The sequence below is a fragment of the Enterobacter sp. AG326 genome (assembly GCF_004362415.1).
Classification (GTDB): domain Bacteria; phylum Pseudomonadota; class Gammaproteobacteria; order Enterobacterales; family Enterobacteriaceae; genus Enterobacter; species Enterobacter asburiae.
Genome location: NZ_SNXG01000001.1, coordinates 865,654 through 883,599 on the forward strand (window position 1 = coordinate 865,654; position 17,946 = coordinate 883,599).

The 17,946-nt window shown below is 53.9% G+C and carries 20 protein-coding genes and 3 tRNA genes; 10 read left to right on the top strand and 13 right to left on the bottom strand.

Features of this window, described 5'->3' with window-relative positions; genetic code table 11:
* The first annotated feature begins 140 nt into the window (after positions 1-140).
* On the top strand, positions 141-1,484 hold the full coding sequence (locus DFO52_RS04095; protein ID WP_023312271.1) for an anaerobic C4-dicarboxylate transporter: 1,344 nt from the start codon (positions 141-143) through the stop codon (positions 1,482-1,484).
* A 42-nt stretch (positions 1,485-1,526) separates the two neighbouring features.
* On the opposite strand, the gene DFO52_RS04100 is transcribed toward DFO52_RS04095, so the two are convergent.
* Positions 1,527-1,778 carry a DUF2766 family protein gene (locus DFO52_RS04100; RefSeq protein ID WP_008500405.1) on the bottom strand — a complete coding sequence of 84 codons (252 nt, stop codon included), beginning with the start codon at positions 1,776-1,778 and terminating at the stop codon, positions 1,527-1,529.
* 107 nt (positions 1,779-1,885) lie between these two features.
* Positions 1,886-1,969, bottom strand: coding sequence for a stress response protein AzuC (azuC, locus tag DFO52_RS04105; RefSeq protein ID WP_014884364.1), 84 nt, complete (start codon positions 1,967-1,969; stop codon positions 1,886-1,888).
* 234 nt (positions 1,970-2,203) lie between these two features.
* Here azuC and yecR point away from each other — a divergent pair, with 234 nt between their 5' ends.
* On the top strand, positions 2,204-2,542 hold the full coding sequence (gene yecR / locus DFO52_RS04110) for a YecR family lipoprotein (RefSeq protein ID WP_029741937.1): 339 nt from the start codon (positions 2,204-2,206) through the stop codon (positions 2,540-2,542).
* A gap of 204 nt (positions 2,543-2,746) precedes the next feature.
* Positions 2,747-3,244, top strand: a complete 498-nt coding sequence (gene ftnA / locus DFO52_RS04115) for a non-heme ferritin (protein ID WP_014884366.1) — start codon at positions 2,747-2,749, stop codon at positions 3,242-3,244.
* Positions 3,245-3,280: 36 nt separating this feature from the next.
* Here the strand turns inward: ftnA and DFO52_RS04120 are convergent, their stop codons facing one another.
* On the bottom strand, positions 3,281-3,622 hold the full coding sequence (locus tag DFO52_RS04120; protein ID WP_133549423.1) for a hypothetical protein: 342 nt from the start codon (positions 3,620-3,622) through the stop codon (positions 3,281-3,283).
* Between the two features lie 228 nt (positions 3,623-3,850).
* On the opposite strand from DFO52_RS04120, the gene tyrP reads away from it, so the two are divergent.
* Positions 3,851-5,062, top strand: coding sequence for a tyrosine transporter TyrP (tyrP, locus tag DFO52_RS04125; RefSeq protein ID WP_133549425.1), 1,212 nt, complete (start codon positions 3,851-3,853; stop codon positions 5,060-5,062).
* Positions 5,063-5,095: 33 nt separating this feature from the next.
* On the opposite strand, the gene DFO52_RS04130 is transcribed toward tyrP, so the two are convergent.
* On the bottom strand, positions 5,096-5,764 hold the full coding sequence (locus DFO52_RS04130) for a YecA family protein (protein ID WP_023336148.1): 669 nt from the start codon (positions 5,762-5,764) through the stop codon (positions 5,096-5,098).
* Positions 5,765-6,189: 425 nt separating this feature from the next.
* Between DFO52_RS04130 and DFO52_RS04135 the strand changes: the two genes are divergently transcribed.
* The 5 genes from DFO52_RS04135 to DFO52_RS04155 all read left to right on the top strand — a co-directional run bounded on the left by DFO52_RS04135 (position 6,190) and on the right by DFO52_RS04155 (position 11,196).
* The gene (locus tag DFO52_RS04135) at positions 6,190-7,311 is read left to right on the top strand and encodes a branched-chain amino acid ABC transporter substrate-binding protein (protein WP_023312277.1); all 1,122 of its coding nucleotides are present in this window, start codon (positions 6,190-6,192) and stop codon (positions 7,309-7,311) included.
* Positions 7,312-7,410: 99 nt separating this feature from the next.
* Entirely contained in the window at positions 7,411-8,325 is a 915-nt protein-coding gene (locus DFO52_RS04140; protein WP_023312278.1) for a branched-chain amino acid ABC transporter permease, read from the top strand.
* 11 nt (positions 8,326-8,336) lie between these two features.
* On the top strand, positions 8,337-9,611 hold the full coding sequence (gene livM, locus DFO52_RS04145; RefSeq protein ID WP_133549851.1) for a high-affinity branched-chain amino acid ABC transporter permease LivM: 1,275 nt from the start codon (positions 8,337-8,339) through the stop codon (positions 9,609-9,611).
* The gene (locus tag DFO52_RS04150; RefSeq protein ID WP_133549427.1) at positions 9,608-10,483 is read left to right on the top strand and encodes an ATP-binding cassette domain-containing protein; all 876 of its coding nucleotides are present in this window, start codon (positions 9,608-9,610) and stop codon (positions 10,481-10,483) included. Before livM ends, DFO52_RS04150 begins: the two co-directional genes overlap by 4 nt.
* Positions 10,480-11,196, top strand: coding sequence for an ABC transporter ATP-binding protein (locus tag DFO52_RS04155; RefSeq protein ID WP_054829922.1), 717 nt, complete (start codon positions 10,480-10,482; stop codon positions 11,194-11,196). The genes DFO52_RS04150 and DFO52_RS04155 overlap by 4 nt, the downstream gene beginning before the upstream one ends.
* A gap of 82 nt (positions 11,197-11,278) precedes the next feature.
* On the opposite strand, the gene DFO52_RS04160 is transcribed toward DFO52_RS04155, so the two are convergent.
* The 6 genes from DFO52_RS04160 to uvrY all read right to left on the bottom strand — a co-directional run bounded on the left by DFO52_RS04160 (position 11,279) and on the right by uvrY (position 14,815).
* Positions 11,279-11,365: transfer RNA gene (locus tag DFO52_RS04160), tRNA-Leu, on the bottom strand.
* An 11-nt stretch (positions 11,366-11,376) separates the two neighbouring features.
* Positions 11,377-11,450: transfer RNA gene (locus DFO52_RS04165), tRNA-Cys, on the bottom strand.
* Positions 11,451-11,496: 46 nt separating this feature from the next.
* A tRNA-Gly gene (locus DFO52_RS04170) sits at positions 11,497-11,572 on the bottom strand.
* A 152-nt stretch (positions 11,573-11,724) separates the two neighbouring features.
* Positions 11,725-12,273, bottom strand: coding sequence for a CDP-diacylglycerol--glycerol-3-phosphate 3-phosphatidyltransferase (gene pgsA / locus DFO52_RS04175; RefSeq protein WP_023312285.1), 549 nt, complete (start codon positions 12,271-12,273; stop codon positions 11,725-11,727).
* A gap of 56 nt (positions 12,274-12,329) precedes the next feature.
* Complete coding sequence (uvrC, locus tag DFO52_RS04180) at positions 12,330-14,162, bottom strand: excinuclease ABC subunit UvrC (RefSeq protein ID WP_029741944.1); 1,833 nt, start codon at positions 14,160-14,162, stop codon at positions 12,330-12,332.
* A complete protein-coding gene (gene uvrY, locus DFO52_RS04185) occupies positions 14,159-14,815 on the bottom strand; it encodes a UvrY/SirA/GacA family response regulator transcription factor (RefSeq protein ID WP_013096026.1) in 657 nt (218 codons plus the stop codon). The genes uvrC and uvrY overlap by 4 nt, the downstream gene beginning before the upstream one ends.
* A gap of 466 nt (positions 14,816-15,281) precedes the next feature.
* On the opposite strand from uvrY, the gene DFO52_RS04190 reads away from it, so the two are divergent.
* Complete coding sequence (locus tag DFO52_RS04190) at positions 15,282-15,506, top strand: DUF2594 family protein (protein ID WP_008500345.1); 225 nt, start codon at positions 15,282-15,284, stop codon at positions 15,504-15,506.
* Positions 15,507-15,572: 66 nt separating this feature from the next.
* Here the strand turns inward: DFO52_RS04190 and sdiA are convergent, their stop codons facing one another.
* From sdiA to tcyL, 3 genes are all read right to left on the bottom strand, one after another.
* Positions 15,573-16,295: a transcriptional regulator SdiA gene (sdiA, locus tag DFO52_RS04195; RefSeq protein ID WP_047647425.1), complete on the bottom strand. Its 723-nt coding sequence runs from the start codon at positions 16,293-16,295 to the stop codon at positions 15,573-15,575.
* A gap of 221 nt (positions 16,296-16,516) precedes the next feature.
* Positions 16,517-17,269 (bottom strand): L-cystine ABC transporter ATP-binding protein TcyN, encoded by a 753-nt coding sequence (gene tcyN / locus DFO52_RS04200; protein ID WP_023336161.1) that lies wholly within the window; start codon positions 17,267-17,269, stop codon positions 16,517-16,519.
* A complete protein-coding gene (tcyL, locus tag DFO52_RS04205) occupies positions 17,266-17,934 on the bottom strand; it encodes a cystine ABC transporter permease (RefSeq protein WP_014884380.1) in 669 nt (222 codons plus the stop codon). The genes tcyN and tcyL overlap by 4 nt, the downstream gene beginning before the upstream one ends.
* Between the last annotated feature and the right edge of the window lie 12 nt (positions 17,935-17,946).

A 17,946-nucleotide genomic window follows, 5' to 3' on the forward strand; every position in this document is an offset into this window, starting at 1 on the left:
CACCTGAGGCAGGATTCCTTTTCCCCCTCTCCAACCTTCTGCTTTTCCTGAAATTTAACAAATCAGATCTGGCTCCCAATGATTAACCACACAACGTGTGATGATTTATTTAGTTACATAATCATTGACGAGGGAGCATCATGATCACCATTGAGTTTGTTGTCATTCTCCTCTGCCTGCTGACGGGTACGCGTTTCGGCGGTATGGGGCTTGGGTTAATTAGCGGTATTGGTCTTTTTATTTTATGTTTTGTCTTTGGACTGCAACCGGGTAAACCGCCGGTTGACGTTATGCTGACCATCCTTGCGGTGATAGGCTGTGCGGCTACGCTGCAGACTGCGGGCGGCCTCAACGTCATGATGCAGTTTGCTGAACGCCTGCTGCGCAAACACCCGCAGCACATCACCCTGCTCGCCCCTTTCACCACCTGGATGCTGACCTTTCTGTGCGGCACCGGGCATGTGGTCTACACCATGTTCCCCATCATTGCGGATATCGCCCTGAAAAAAGGGATCCGCCCGGAGCGCCCCATGGCCGTGGCCTCGGTCGCGTCGCAGATGGCAATCACGGCATCCCCCGTTTCCGTTGCCGTGGTGTCACTGGTGTCCATCCTGGCGGCCCAGCATGGGATCGGCCACGCGTGGGGGATCCTGGAAATTCTCGCCGTGTCGGTTCCCGCTTCGCTTTTCGGCGTGGCCATTGCGGCCCTGTGGAGTTTACGCCGTGGGAAAGATCTGGCTGACGACATAGAGTTTCAGGAAAAGCTGAAAGATCCTAAGCAGCGCGAGTTTATCTATGGCGGAACGGAGACGTTAATGAATCAGCGTTTCCCTAAACAGGCCTACTGGTCCACGTGGATTTTCTTTGCCGGTATTGCCGTGGTCGTTTTGCTGGGGGCATTCCCTGAACTGCGCCCCGCCTTTGAGGTAAAAGGCAAAATGACGGCGCTGTCGATGAACCTTGTCATTCAGATGATGATGCTAATTGCGGGCGCCGTGATGCTGATGGCCTGTAAGGTCAATGCGTCGGCCATTTCCAACGGCGCGGTGTTCAAGGCCGGTATGGTCGCGATCTTCTCGGTGTTCGGCGTGGCATGGATGAGCGATACCTTTTTCCAGGCGCATCTCGATGAGTTAAAGCTGGCGCTGGAAGGCGTGGTGAAGAGCCACCCGTGGACGTATGCCATTGTGCTGTTTCTGGTGTCAAAACTGGTGAACAGCCAGGCGGCTGCGCTGACGGCCGTTGCGCCAATGGGCCTGATGCTCGGCATCGACCCGAAAATGCTGATCGCCTTTTTCCCGGCGTCATACGGCTATTTTGTCCTGCCGACCTATCCCAGTGATTTGGCCTGCATCGGCTTTGACCGTTCAGGCACCACCCGCATCGGCAAATTTATCATCAACCACAGCTTTATTCTGCCAGGGCTGATTGGGGTAAGCTGCGCGTGCGCGGCGAGCTACCTGCTGGTCCAGACGTTCTTTTAACCGCATCAAAGGGCGACATATGCTGTCGCCCCTTTCCCTGCTTTAGTGGGACTCACCCTGCGGCGTGAATCGCAGTTCAATCAGCGCGATGGCTTTCTGGATCGCACGAAGCGTAACCGGGTCAGCGGCAGCAGGATGGCTGGCAAAATCGATGTTCTTCAGCTGCGTAGACATCTTCTCGCGCACTTCAACCGGCGCAATCACGTCCAGAACATCAAGGATTTGTTTGATAACCAGCTGACAGGCGACAACGTCAGAGACCAGTTCCTGATCGGCGCTCAGGTTTTGTGACATGGGTTTTCTCCTTATTTAAAGGCCGCCATAGTAGCAAAACACGCCCCCTGACATCTTCCCTTCATCGTCAGCAGGTATAAAAAAACCCGCCGAAGCAGGTTTTTATATCAGAACATGGCGCCCGGCGGCACGTCTTTGAACGTGCGGCAGTAATTGGCCCACATACTTTTCAGGATTTTGCGCAGTTTCACGACGATGCTCCATTAACTTGTTATACAACTTTATTGTCAACGTGCTTATAATATGACCATCATCACAAAAATCAATCCTTTTGTGATACTCATCACATTTTTATCAGGGTTTGGCCTGATAGCGCTCCCCTCTGACCCGTTGCGAAGAGTGAGGGCAGATTGTCCGGCTATTCCAGGCATTGCAGCGGGCATCTGCGGGTACGATAAGGTATTTCCATCCACTCAGAGCGAACCATGAAAAGAGTCATTGTAGCCGGCACAATCCTGCTGCTCGCGGGGTGTAGTATCAACCGCCAGGCTGAAGTCAGCAGCCGCGACGCGCCGAACGGCATCGTCCGCCTCGACTACGGCCAGGCAGCGCTGCAAAATGCGTATTCCGATGAGTATGTAAATAACGGCACGGCGGCAAAAGCGTGTCAGAGCATGGGGTATGCCACTGCCTCAGCCTATGGTCAGCCCATTAAAACCTGCACCCTGACGAGCGGCTCTTTGTGCCTGAACGAGAGCGTGACTATCCAGTATAAATGTATGGGTTACGCCGTTAATCCTAAGTCAAATAATCCGTGGTATTAATCAACGCTGCCAGCGTTTGCTGGCAGTTTATTTCATTACGAACAAAAATAATTCTCATTAATAAGTTATAAAAATCGCCAATGCGTTTTATTCCCATTCGTATTTTAAATAAATAAAATAAAAATTTTACGTTTTGCAAATAATTAAATAACAAATTATAGTGTCGCTCATTGTGAACCAGAAATAATAATCCGGAGCGTCACCATGCTGAAAACTGAAATGATCGACAAGCTCAACGCGCAAATGAACCTTGAGCTTTTTTCATCCCTGCTCTACCAGCAGATGAGCGCCTGGTGCAGCTACCACAGCTTCGAAGGTGCGGCCGCGTTTCTGCGTCGTCACGCTCAGGAAGAGATGACACACATGCAGCGTCTGTTTGATTATCTTACGGATACGGGCAGCCTGCCGCGCATTGAAACCGTGGCTTCACCTTTCGCTGAGTATAATTCTCTCGATGAACTGTTCCGCGCCACCTACGAGCACGAGCAGCTGATCACGCAGAAAATTAACGAACTGGTCCATGCCGCGATGACCAGCCAGGATTATCCAACCTTTAATTTCCTGCAGTGGTACGTCGCTGAGCAACACGAAGAAGAGAAGCTGTTTAAATCCGTACTGGATAAATTATCTCTGGTGGGTAAATCCGGCGAAGGTCTTTACTTTATTGATAAAGAACTTTCCACTCTCGATACGCAGAATTAATTTCAGCGCGGTGCCGGTTTCCGGCACCGCGTTAATTTACATACACCCCGCACAGCTGGTGCAGCGCCAGTCATGAGGATTCACCGCCTGGTAAAAATAGCGGTAGCTGGACGTCTCCAGCGGAATACCCACCTCGAAGAACATATCCGTTAACCAGTCGACATTCTCAACGATCCACTCATCTTCCTGTAAGCCTTGTGCAAAGGTTTCATCTTCAGGATCGATAACCGAATAGATTGCCCAGGTGCCCATATCCTTTTCGCGACGGGACTCGGGAAGTATCACGGGGTGGTTCTGCCAGCTGATTATCCAGTGGCCATGGCACAACAGGTTACCTCCCCGGCTCCATGCCGCGGTGAAGGGATTCTCCCCAGCCATAAACTCTCACTTAATTTGATAATTTATATTTATTGTTTACGTTACGCCGGAATGTCGCCCAGCAACATTGCCCTTATGAAGTAGGCATCCGCCTAAAAAGGATCAGAGTGACAATAATCCGTAAATTATTCATTACACAACTTGTAACGGTGATTTGACGAATTACGGCTTTTCCCTTACTCTGCGCCGCAGATTTTGTCGCGGTTAAGCATCGTTGTAGAGGAAAGCGTGAAAAACAGAACCCTGGGAAGTATTTTTATCGTCGCCGGAACGACGATTGGCGCAGGAATGCTGGCAATGCCCCTGGCAGCCGCGGGCGTGGGGTTTGGCATGACCCTGCTGCTGCTGGGTACGCTCTGGGCGCTGATGTGCTACACCGCCCTGCTGCTGCTTGAGGTTTACCAGCACGTGCCCGCCGACACCGGTCTGGGTTCGCTTGCGGCGCGCTATCTGGGACGCTACGGCCAGTGGATAACCGGCTTTAGCATGATGTTCCTGATGTACGCCCTGACCGCCGCCTATATCAGCGGCGCCGGGGAACTCATCGCCTCCAGCGTCAACGACTGGTTTGGCTCTGACATTACCCCGGCGACGGGGGCTATCTTCTTTGCGCTCATCGGCGGCGGCGTGGTCTGTGTGGGGACATCGCTGGTCGATCTGTTTAACCGCTTTCTGTTCAGCGCCAAAATTCTCTTCCTGATTATCATGCTGGTGCTGCTGGCGCCGCACGTGCACAAGGTCAACCTGCTGACGCTGCCGCTGGAAAAAGGGCTGGCGCTTTCCGCGATCCCGGTCATTTTCACCTCGTTTGGCTTCCACGGCAGCGTGCCAAGTATCGTCAGCTATATGAACGGCGATATCCGCAAGCTGCGCCGCGTCTTTGTAATCGGCAGCGCGATCCCGCTGATCGCCTATATTTTCTGGCAGCTGGTGACGCTGGGCAGCATTGACTCCTCAACCTTTATTGGGCTGATGGCGCAACACGCTGGCCTGAACGGTTTTCTGCTGGCACTGCGCGAGGTTGTTACCTCCCCGCACGTGGAGCTGGCGGTACACCTGTTTGCCGACCTGGCGCTGGCAACCTCGTTCCTGGGCGTGGCGCTCGGCCTGTTTGATTACCTGGCCGATCTGTTCCAGCGTCGCAATAGCGCGGCTGGACGGTTGCAGACGGGGGCCATCACCTTCCTGCCGCCGCTGGCATTCGCGCTGTTTTACCCACGCGGGTTTGTGATGGCGCTGGGCTATGCGGGGGTGGCGCTCTCTATCCTCGCCCTGCTGCTCCCTTCCCTGCTGGCGTGGAAAAGCCGCCAGCAGCATCCTCAGCAAGGATATCGCGTGGCGGGAGGAAAACCGCTGCTGTGCGTTGTGTTTGGCTGTGGGGTGGTGATTATTCTGGTGCAGGCGCTGATTGCAGCCGGGATGCTGCCGGAAGTGGGTTAAATAAAAAAGGGGCTATCATCAGCCCCTTTTTTATCAGTGCAAACAGCAGCTCTTAAACTTCTTCCCGCTGCCGCAAGGACACGGATCGTTACGCCCGACCTTCGTGCCGTTCACCGTCGGCTTCTTCACTTCAGGCTGCTGCGGGTTGTTAACCCAGTATTGATATAAACGCAGTGCCGCAGGCTGGATGCTTTCGATGCTGGCGATATACTCCTCTTCGGACAGTTCATCCAGCTTTTCGCTGTTCTCTTCCGTCCCGTGCAGGGCAATTACCTCAAGATCGGCCTTCAGGGCTTCCGGCAAGGCTGACCAGTCCGTCAGCGCCACGCCGCGCATATAGCCATAGCACCACTCTTCCACCACGGTATAGCTCTCACCGTCAACGTCGTTATAACCGAACATCGGTTCAAACTGATCCGGGTACTCGCTCAGGCGCTCGGCAATATCGTTCATATGCTTAAAGCAGAGATCGATAAAACGGTTCATCTCACGATCGTTTTTCCAGCGCGGAATGTACTTCTCGCCGCCCCACACCGCCACCAGCCAGGCGTCTGGTTCAACGACAACAGGACCGGAAAGCACTGCGGTAAGCATGCCGTCCAGTTCGGACACGTCAATCACGGACGCGTCATCATGACCGTAAGACATTAACGTCTCTTCAAGCCACGCCATTTCGCTTTCATTCAATGGGCCTTCAGTCATCGCTGATACTCCTGCAAAAAAGGAAACGATCCTAACACATATCTCACGCCTCTCCGGGCTGAAGTTTAGGTCTTTATTGCTGCAAAAACGTGCAAACCGTGACCTTTGCACAACTTATGGGCTTTATTGTTAACGATATGTGATCTCCGCTGTAATTTCTTCTCCTCCCGCAAGGCGGCATAACGCGGCGCTCTATACTCAAACATGTCGCATGCCCGTCAATGGGTTAACCATTCTGGCAACGTTTTTGCTTAACGTTCTTCGCGCGTCCCTGCGCAGGGATATCTCGCCGTAATATGCAGGATGCCGTCTGTATCTTGTTCGTTTAGTGCATTTTGTTCTTGCTCGTGTTTCGGATTGGCTGCGCCGTCGGGCGTTCGGGTTTACGCCGTGGTGCAAAAACCTCTTTGCTAAGGAACATAATAATGTCGCTGAAATTTATCAGAACTCCTCTTTCTCTTGTGTTGGCCGGTTGCCTGGTGACGGCGTTTTCCGCCCGGGCAGATATTGTGATTGGCGTGGCCGGGCCGTTCACGGGTCCGAATGCCACCTATGGCGATCAGTACTGGCATGGCGCAACGCAGGCCGCTGAAGATATTAATGCCGCAGGCGGCATTAACGGCGAGAAGATCAAACTGGTTCAGGGGGATGATGCCTGCGAGCCCAAGCAGGCCGTGGCCGTCGCCAACCGTTTAGTTGACCAGGATAAAGTCAATGCCGTAGTCGGCCATTTCTGCTCCTCTTCCACAATGCCCGCCTCCGAGGTGTATAGCGACGCGGGCATTATTGCGATTACCCCCGGCTCAACTAACCCGCTGATCACCGAACGCGGCATGAGCGACATGTTCCGCATGTGCGGACGCGATGACCAGCAGGGTCAGGTTGCCAGCGACTTCATCATCGACAAGCTGAAAGCCAAGCGCGTGGTGATTATTCACGATAAAGATACCTATGGTCAGGGTCTGGCTGACGCCACCAAAGCGGCGCTGGCGAAACGCGGGGTTCAGGATGTGATGTATGAGGGGTTATCCCGCGGTGAAAAAGACTTTAACGCGCTGGTGACGAAGATCGGCGCGCAAAAACCGGACGTCGTGTTCTTCGGTGGCTGTCACCCGGAAGCCGGTCCGCTGGTTCGCCAGATGCGCGAACAGGGCGTGCAGGCGAAATTCTTCTCCGGCGACTGCATTGTCAACGAAGAGATGGTGACCGCCGCGGGTGGCCCGCAATACACCAACGGCATTTACATGACCTTCGGTAAAGATCCGCGCCTTATCCCGGACGGTAAAGCGGTTATCGAGAAATTCCGCGCCGGTAAATTCGAGCCGGAAGGTTACACCCTTTACTCCTATGCCTCCGTACAGGCTATTGCCGCAGCCTTCAAGGCCACCGGCGGCAAGGACTCCGCCAAAGCCAGCGAGTGGCTGAAAGCCAATTCCGTCGACACGGTGATGGGCAAAAAAGCCTGGGACAGCAAAGGCGATCTGAAAGTGTCTGACTACGTGGTTTACCAGTGGGACGACAAAGGAAAATATAAGGAAGTGCAGTAACGGGACGGAGTCACGCTCAACGTCGGCGGGCTTTCCCGTCGGCGCGTAATAAACATCAGGCTGCGCGGCTCGCGCAGCCTATAAAACGAGCGCGCTAAGATGAGTACATTCTTCCTGCAACAGTTAATTAATGGCTTAACGCTGGGCTCCGTCTACGGCCTGATCGCCATCGGCTACACCATGGTGTACGGCATTATCGGCATGATCAACTTCGCCCACGGCGAAGTCTATATGATTTCCGCCTATCTCTGCGCCATTGGCCTGGCGCTGCTCTCGTTCTTCGGTCTGCAGTCGTTCCCGCTGCTGATCCTCGGGACGCTGGTGTTCACCATTGTGGTAACCGGGGTGTACGGCTGGACCATCGAGCGTATCGCCTACAAGCCGCTGCGCAACTCCACGCGCCTGGCGCCGCTGATCTCCGCCATAGGCATGTCGCTTATCCTGCAAAACTACGCGCAGCTGAGCCAGGGTCCGCGTCAGCAAGGGGTACCGACCATGCTGGACGGCGTTATTCGCCTGCATCTGGGCGACGGGTTCGTGCAGATAACCTACACCAAAGTGTTTATTCTGGTTGCCTCGTTTGCCGGCATGCTGGTGCTCACCTGGATAATCAACCATACCCGGCTGGGCCGGATGTGCCGCGCGGTACAGCAGGATCGTAAGATGGCCTCCATTCTGGGCATTAACACCGACCGGATTATTTCGCTGGTCTTTGTCATCGGCGCGGCGATGGCCGGCCTGGCGGGGGTGTTGATCACCATGAATTACGGCACCTTTGATTTCTACGTTGGGTTCGTGATCGGCATTAAAGCCTTTACTGCGGCGGTACTCGGCGGCATCGGCTCCCTCCCCGGCGCCATGCTCGGTGGCCTTATCCTCGGCGTGGCGGAAGCCCAGTTCTCGGGCATGGTGAACTCGGACTATAAAGACGTCTTCTCGTTCGGCCTGCTGGTCATGATCCTGATTTTCCGTCCTCAGGGGCTGCTTGGGCGCCCGATTGTGGCCAAAGTGTGAGGGAGAGAATGATGACATCACACGGTTTTTCACTTAAACGCTGCATCCTGGACGCGATTTTTTCCGGGCTGATTGCGCTGATAATCTTCGGCCCCATTGCGGGCGTGGTGCTGGATGGATACAGCTTTAACTTTGCCGGGCAGCGGCTGGCCTGGATGGTTGGCATCGTCATGCTCGGGCGTTTTGTGTTGAGCGCCTTTTTAGGTACCGCCGCGGGCGCCCGTTTCCAGGCGCGCTTCGAAGCCGATAGCGCGGGCGTATATGTCCGGCCACCGGAATATAAAAGCCGCATGCGCTGGATTATTCCTCTGGTGATTACCCTTGCGATTTGCTTTCCGTTTGTCGCCACTAAATATGTGCTGACCGTCGCCATTCTCGGGCTGATCTACGTGCTTCTCGGTCTGGGGCTGAATATCGTCGTGGGTCTGGCCGGCCTGCTGGATCTGGGATATGTCGCGTTCTACGCAATTGGGGCGTACGGTCTGGCGCTGGGATACCAGTATCTCGGCTTAGGCTTCTGGAGCATGCTGCCGCTGGCGGCAATCATGGCCGCCGCCGCAGGCGCCCTGCTCGGTTTCCCGGTACTGCGCATGCACGGTGACTATCTCGCCATCGTCACCCTCGGGTTCGGAGAGATTATTCGCCTGATACTGAACAACTGGCTGACCTTCACCGGCGGACCAAACGGCGTGTCGGCCCCTCCCCCCACCTTTTTCGGTCTGGAATTTGGGCGACGCGCGAAAGAAGGCGGCGTGCCCTTCCACGAATTTTTCCACCTGACCTACAACCCGAACATGAAGTTTATTTTTATCTACGCGGTTCTGTTCCTGGTGGTGATGCTGGTGCTCTACATCAAGCACCGCCTGACGCGGATGCCGATTGGTCGGGCGTGGGAAGCGCTGCGTGAAGACGAAATTGCCTGCCGCTCGATGGGGTTAAATCATGTTCTGGTTAAGCTGTCGGCCTTTACGCTGGGCGCGTCGACCGCGGGCATTGCCGGGGTGTTCTTCGCCACCTATCAGGGGTTCGTGAATCCCACCTCCTTTACCTTCTTTGAATCGGCGCTGATCCTCGCCATCGTGGTGCTGGGCGGGATGGGATCTACGCTTGGGGTGGTGCTGGCCGCCTTTGTGCTCACGGTAACGCCGGAACTGCTGCGCAGTTTTGCCGAGTACCGCGTCCTGCTGTTTGGCATGCTCATGGTGGTGATGATGATCTGGCGTCCACGCGGTTTGATCCGCATAAACCGCAGCGGGTTTGCCGTGCGTAAGGGCGTCGCGCCATGAACGAAACGATATTACGCGTTGAACATCTGATGATGCACTTCGGCGGGATTAAGGCGCTAAACGACGTCAACCTGGACGTACAGCGCGGCTCAATTACCGCCCTGATTGGGCCAAACGGGGCGGGAAAAACCACCGTGTTTAACTGCCTGACGGGCTTCTACAGGGCCTCCGGCGGCAACATTTTATTTAATACCCGCCATAAAACGACCAACGTTATTCAGGTGCTTGGACAAAAATTCCAGCCGGGAGACTGGATTAATCCCGCGCAGTTCGGGCAGCGTCTGTTCTACAAAATGTTCGGCGGAACGCATCTGGTCAACCGCGCAGGGCTGGCGCGTACGTTTCAAAATATCCGTCTTTTTCGCGAGATGTCTGTCGTGGAAAACCTGCTGGTTGCGCAGCATATGCGCGTTAACCGCAATCTGCTCGCCGGGATCTTAAATACGCCGGCATACCGGCGGGCGGAAAGCGACGCCCTGGACAGAGCCTTCTACTGGCTGGAAGTGGTGGATCTGGTGGAGTGCGCCAATCGCCTGGCGGGAGAGATGTCGTACGGCCAGCAGCGGCGTCTGGAAATTGCGCGGGCAATGTGCACCGGGCCGGAAATGATCTGTCTGGATGAACCAGCCGCCGGGCTTAACCCGGTTGAAACGCATAAGCTCAGCAGCATTATTCGCTTTCTGCGGGATCGGCATGACATCACGGTATTACTGATTGAGCATGATATGGGGATGGTGATGGAGATTTCGGACGACATTATCGTGCTCGACCACGGCGATGTGATTGCCAGGGGAAAACCCGAGCAGATCCAGCATGATGAAAAGGTTATTGCCGCCTACCTGGGTACGGATGAAAGCGAGGTCAACCTATGAGCGAACCGCTGCTGGCATTTCGCGATGTGGACGTGTTTTACGGCGTCATTCAGGCGCTGAAGCAGGTCTCCCTCGAGGTCAATAAGGGTGAAACCGTGGCGCTGATTGGCGCAAACGGCGCGGGTAAATCGACACTGCTGATGTCCATCTTTGGCCAGCCCCGCATTCGCAGCGGGCAGATCCTTTTCGGCGGTGAAGATATCAGCCATAAATCCACCCACTACGTCGCGTCCGGCGGCATTGCGCAGGCGCCGGAAGGCAGACGAATCTTTCCGGATATGACCGTTGAAGAGAATCTGCTGATGGGGACCATCCCCATCGGCAGCCAGTTTGCCGCCGAGGATATGCAAACCATGTTCGACCTGTTCCCTCGCCTCAAGGAGCGGCGCAAGCAGCGCGCGATGACCATGTCCGGCGGGGAACAGCAGATGCTGGCGATTGCCCGGGCGCTGATGAGCCGTCCGAAGCTTCTGCTGCTGGATGAACCGAGCCTCGGTCTGGCGCCGATTGTGGTGAAACAGATCTTCCAGACGCTGCGCGAGCTGGCGCGCAACGGCATGACCATCTTTCTGGTGGAGCAGAATGCACATCACGCGTTGAAGCTTTCCGACCGCGGGTATGTGATGGTTAACGGGCAGATCCGGCTGAGCGGCAGCGGCGAGGAGCTGCTTGGAAATCAGGAGGTCAGAAAGGCGTATCTGGGCGGGGTGTGACTGGCGGATTTCAGGCACAAAAAAACCACCTTTCGGTGGTTTCACGACACTGCTTATTGCTTTGATTATTCTTTGTTTCCCATGGTAGCCGGAGTGGGACTTGAACCCACACAGCGCGAACGCCGAGGGATTTTAAATCCCTTGTGTCTACCGATTCCACCATCCGGCCAGGGAAGAAAGTGGAGGCGCGTTCCGGAGTCGAACCGGACTAGACGGATTTGCAATCCGCTACATAACCGCTTTGCTAACGCGCCGTAAAACTTTTCAAACTGACACCCGCTACTGCGCATGTCTTTAATCTGGAGCGGGAAACGAGACTCGAACTCGCGACCCCGACCTTGGCAAGGTCGTGCTCTACCAACTGAGCTATTCCCGCATGTCATCAAGTAAACGTCTAACCACTTGATTTCATTATCGTCCGGCTTGCTGTGCCGCCGTTCGATGCGTTGCATTCTACTGATATGACGTTATGAGTCAACGTTATTTTTTGCATCCCTGGATCGTTTGCTGAAAATTACGGCGAAACGATCACTGATCAAGCAAATCCCCGCGCGCAGCGTTCAAATATTGCAGCATGGACCACAGCGTCAGCACTGCCGCTACCCACAGCAGACCAATTCCCGCCCATTCAACCCAGGCGTTCGGACGCCAGAGCATCCAGACCAGCGCCGCCATCTGCGCCGTCGTTTTGACTTTACCAATCCACGAGACCGCCACGCTGCTGCGTTTACCCAGTTCCGCCATCCACTCGCGCAGCGCAGAGATAATGATCTCACGGCCGATCATGGTTGCTGCGGGCAGCGTTACCCACCAGGTGTGATAGTGCTCGGCCACCAGCACCATGGCGATAGCGACCATCACTTTGTCTGCCACCGGATCGAGGAAGGCACCGAAACGGGTGCTTTGATTCCAGCGACGGGCCAGATAGCCATCAAACCAGTCGGTGACCGCCGCGATCAGAAAGAGCAATGCGCAGGCGAAAGGTGCCCAGACGACCGGCAGGTAAAACGCCAGTACAAAGAACGGGATGAGTACAACACGAAAGAGAGTGAGCAACGTAGGGATATTAAATTGCATAATGACGGTAACTGTTTGTTGTCAGTAAAATTTAGCTCTATGTTGCTACAGAGCCCTCAATGTTTCAACGAGTAGTAGATCTTTTCTGCCAGCCCTTGCGAAATACCCGGCACTTTTGCAATTTCCTCCATGCTGGCGTTGAGTAATCCTTGCAATCCGCCCATATACTTCAGCAGCATCTGCCGACGTTTTGGCCCCACGCCTTCAATCGTTTCCAGGCTACTGGTATTTTTCACCTTCGCCCGTTTTTTGCGGTGGCCGCTGATGGCATGATCGTGCGATTCATCGCGAATATGCTGAATGACGTGCAGCGCCGGGGAATCCGGCGGCAGGCTGAAGCCCTCACCTTCCGGCTCGAAGAACAATGTCTCCAGACCGGCCTTACGATCGGCCCCTTTTGCGACGCCCAGCAGCAGCGGATGGTTTTTATCCCAGCTGACATCAAGCGATTCAAATACCGCTTTCGCCTGGCCGAGCTGCCCTTTCCCGCCGTCAATCAGGATCACATCCGGGATTTTGCTCTCTTCTATGGCTTTACCATAGCGACGACGCAGCACCTGATTCATGGCCGCATAGTCATCGCCCGGCGTGATCCCGGTGATGTTATAGCGGCGATACTCGGCGCGCAGTGGACCATTTGCATCAAACACCACGCAGGACGCTACCGTCTGTTCCCCCATCGTATGACTGATGTCGAAACACTCCATCCGTTTCACTTCCGGAAGCTTCAGCAGCGTCGCCAGGGCCGCTAAGCGCTGGTGCACCGTCGACTGCTGCGACAGCTTAGTGGTGAGTGCCGTTGCCGCGTTGGTTCGCGCCAGCTTCAGATAACGCGCACGATCGCCGCGCGGTTTGGTTTGAACATTGACCCGACGGCCCGCCAGTTCAGAGAGCGAATCGGCCAGCAGGGTTTTATCGTCAAGATTAAAATCGAGCAGGATCTCAGAAGGCAGGGTGCGCATCTGGCTTCCCTGCAGATAGAACTGGCCGACAAAAGTTTCAACCACTTCACCCAGTTCAGTACCGCCGGGTACTTTCGGGAAATAGCTGCGGCTGCCGAGCACTTTGCCCTGGCGAATAAACAGCACGTGCACGCAGGCCATCCCGGCGTCAAAGGCTACGCCGATGACGTCGAGATCGTCACCGGTATTCGAGACAAACTGTTTCTCAGTGACTCTTCGTACCGCCTGGATTTGGTCGCGGATCCGCGCGGCCTCTTCGAACTCGAGTGCGGCGCTGGCTTTTTCCATGCGTGCGATCAGCTGCGTTAAGACCTGATCGTCTTTTCCGGCTAAGAACAGGCGCACATAATCCACCTGCTGAGCATACTCTTCTTCACTTACCAGCCCTTCCACGCAGGGCCCCAGGCAGCGTCCAATCTGGTACTGCAGGCACGGGCGCGAGCGGTTACGGTAAACGCTGTTTTCACACTGGCGGATCGGGAAGATTTTTTGCAGCAGCGCCAGCGTTTCTCGCACGGCATAGCCGTTAGGGAACGGCCCGAAATATTCGCCCTTGGCGTGTTTTGCACCGCGGTGCATGGCGAGGCGCGGATGAGTGTCGCCGCTCAGAAAAATAAACGGGTAGGATTTATCATCACGCAGCAGGACGTTATAGCGCGGCTGGTAGAGCTTTATATAGTTGTGCTCAAGCAGCAGCGCTTCTGTCTCGGTGTGCGTGACGGTGACATCAATATTTTGAATGAGTGAGACCAGCGCTTCTGTCTTACGGGAGGCCAGGTTGCTGCGAAAATAGCTGGAGAGACGTTTTTTAAGATCTTTTGCCTTCCCCACGTAGATAACCGTACCGCCAGCGTCATACATGCGATAGACGCCAGGCTGGCTGGTTACGGTTTTCAGAAATGCTTTTGAATCGAACACATCACTCACTGACTTAACAACGTCTCCGCATTACACAAACCGTGCCGGATGGCCAGGTGCGTCAGTTCAACGTCGCCATGAATGTTCAGTTTACTGAACATCCGGTAACGATAGCTGTTCACCGTTTTCGGGCTGAGATTCAGCTGTTCCGAGATCTCATTCACCTTCTGACCTTTGGTGATCATCAGCATAATCTGCAATTCACGCTCGGACAAACTGGCAAACGGTGATTCGGTTTTCTCGGGCTCGATCTGACTCAGCGCCATCTGTTGAGCAATGTCGGACGCTATGTAGCGCTGTCCGGCAAACACGGAACGGATTGCATTGACGACTTCCTGCGGCGCAGCACCTTTACTCAGGTAGCCCGCTGCGCCCGCCTGCATCACTTTCGCGGGCAGTGGGTTTTCGGTATGCACGGTCAGCATGATGACTTTTGTATCAACAAAGGTACGTGCGATTTTGCGTGTTGCTTCAAGACCACCGATACCGGGCATATTCATATCCATCAGTACCACATCGGCCGAGTTTGTGCGGCACCATTTTACCGCATCTTCGCCGCAGCACGCCTCACCGGCAACTTTAATACCTTTAATATCTTCAAGAATGCGTCGTATCCCTGCGCGCACCAGTTCGTGGTCATCAACAAGAAGGACGTTGATCAAAGGAAATGTCTCCAGAATAGGGATAACGCTACTGAGTGATAATTTGGTTTATATTAACGGTTTTCCTCACAAGATTAAAACGTTAAAAAACCGGCTATTCGATTTTGCTCTCGTTTTTGGAAATTAGGCTGTACAGTCCGTGGAAAGAGAGAGCATGCATTCAGGGCTTTTGCAGCTTTTTTTAAGCATCTGTATTCAAAAAGTTACAAAAAACTTGCAGGCTTTTCCTGCAAAAAAACAGATCTCAAATTTTTGTAACAATAATTAACGACAAGCGAACCGGGCACAAACAATTAATAGCCTTTCACGACGGTTCAGTTTACCGGTACGTTCTGTTTACGCAATTAAACATCCACGTAAAAGTACGAAAAACAACCGCTGCATTTTTTGCTTCAGCTTGTGGTATACTCCGCCGCCTTGACTTTCGTCGTCGCGCTTTAGCGCCGTTTAATAATGAGGAAAATAAATGAGCACACCTGAATTTGCCACTGCGGAGAATAACCAGGAACTGGCACAGGAAGTAAACTGCCTGAAAGCATTGCTAACGCTGATGCTGCAGGCGATGGGCCAGGCGGATGCCGGTCGTGTGATCATTAAAATGGAAAAACAAATCGCGGAGATGGAAGACCAGGCTGAATCTGCGGTATTTGCTAACACCGTTAAGCAAATCAAACAAGCCTACCGCCAGTAACAAAAAACGGCTGGATGCAGTGCATTCAGCCGTTTGTTCGTCTGTCACGCAGAACGTATTATCCTGTCAGATCAGTCCCGTTGCCGCCGCGTAACACGCAATCTGGGTTTTGTTAGGCGCATTGAATTTCTTCTGCATATTTTTCTGATGGAAATTAACGGTATTCTCAGAGATAGAGAGAATGATCGCTATTTCCGCTGACGTCTTCCCTTCCGCAGTCCATTTCAGAATTTCGCGCTCGCGTTTGCTGAATTTCATTTCGGGTGGCATAACCATCCCATCTTCGAAACGCATCAGAGAAGTTAAGGCCATTTGCACCAGCATTTGCAGCCGCAGTTCTATTTCCTCACGGGCAAAAGGCCCTTCCTGTACACTAGTACGAGAAACAGACAGGAAGCCAAGCGCATGATTAGGCAGCATCAGGCACTGCGTTATTCCCGCGCGTAAACCGTGGTCCTGGGCGCTATGCCATAATTCCTGCGCCTCGGCAAATAATGCGTCTGTCCAGGGCAAATGACCCTGGATGAAATTTTCCGCTTTTAAAACCGGATCGATAGCGAAATAGTTCGCGGATTGATATTGCGCCATCCACGGCTTTGGATAAGTGGTCTGCAAAGAGATTTTAGGGCGCGTAAAGGGCACGGGATGCCGCACGCAGAGCGCGTAATAATCGAATTCCAGCATCTGAGTTTGCCGCTCTAGTTCCCGATATACCTCATCGGTACTCGTCAATTCCTGAAACCGGAGTGAGCAATCCCGTCGCCAGGTGAAAAAGTCTGAATCCTTCATACTTACTAAATGAAGCCTCTGAAAAGATAATCATTATTATGGTGAATATAACCTAACACATAAATCTTTTTTCTAACTACAAAATATCGGCATTAGCACAATTAACTTTACTATTGATAAGGTTTATCCGGGCCGGATGGAATAAAAAAGCAAACGACTGCCCCCGAAGGGAGAATAATTTGCTCCAGCCTAAATTTCTGGAGCAAATTAGTGCAAAAATTCTACTGCATAAGGAATTTTTCAAGGAACTGACGGGTTCTCGGCTGTTGAGGGTTAGCGAACAGGCTTTTCGCCGGCCCCTGCTCCACAATCCGCCCCTGATCCATAAAGATGGCTCTGTCAGCAACATCGCGTGCAAAGCTCATTTCATGCGTCACGATCACCATCGTCCGTTTTTCCTGCGCCAGCTGGCGAATGGTGTTCAGCACCTCACCCACCAGTTCCGGGTCGAGCGCAGAGGTCGGTTCATCAAAAAGGATCACGTCCGGGCGCATAGCCAGCGCGCGCGCTATCGCCACGCGCTGCTGTTGCCCTCCCGACAGACGGCGCGGATAGCTGGTCTCTTTCCCCGCCAGCCCGACTTTAGCGAGCAGTTCGCGCGCGCGCGCCGTCGCGTCCTCTTTCGATTCACCTTTTACAATGACCGGTCCTTCAATAATGTTCTCCAGCACCGTACGGTGCGGGAAGAGATTAAAGTTCTGGAAAACGAAGCCGACATGCTGCCGCAGGCGGCGAATTAACCCTTTCTGCTGGCTAATGGATTTCCCGGTATCAATCGTTATCTCCCCTACCCGAATGGTGCCGCCTTCCGGCTGTTCAAGCAGGTTAATACTGCGCAGCAACGTCGTTTTTCCCGAACCGCTTGGTCCGATAATCGCCACCACTTCACCCTGCTCTACTTCAAGATCGATCCCGTGGAGCACCGTTTGACCGTGGAATTTTTTCACCAGGTTTTTGACGTCGATAGCACTCATTTTGGATCACGCTCCTGGCGGTTAAGCTGGTTTTCGAAGTAGTTTTGCAGAGCAGACAGCACCGTCGCCATCACCCAGTAAATCAGCGAAGCGGCCAGATACATGGTAAAGACTTCAAGCGTGCGCGAAGTAATGAGCTGCGCCTGACGGAACAGTTCCGGTACCTGAATCGTTGCCGCCAGGGACGTATCTTTCACCAGGCTAATGAAGCTGTTGCTCAGCGGTGGAAGCGCCACGCGTGCCGCCTGCGGCAGAATGGCCCGACGCAGCGTCTGCCATGGCGTCATCCCGATACTGGCTGCCGCCTCCCACTGACCTTTGTCAATGGAGGAGATCGCCGCTCGCAGGGTTTCTGACGTGTACGCCGCGGTATTGAGCGACAGACCAATCATCGCTGCGGGGATCGGATCCAGCTCGATACCAAACTGCGGCAAGCCGTAGTAGATCATAAAGAGCTGGGCGATAAGCGGCGTGCCGCGAAATACGGAAATATAAAAGCGCGCCAGCCAGCGTACCGGCAGGATGGGTGACATGCGCATTAATGCCAGCACAAATCCCAGCACCAGCCCGAAGAACATCCCGCCGATACTGAGCTGTAACGTAAATACCGCACCTTTCAGCAGATACGGCAGAGAATCAATAACCAGTTGAATACTTTCTTGCATTATTATTTTTCG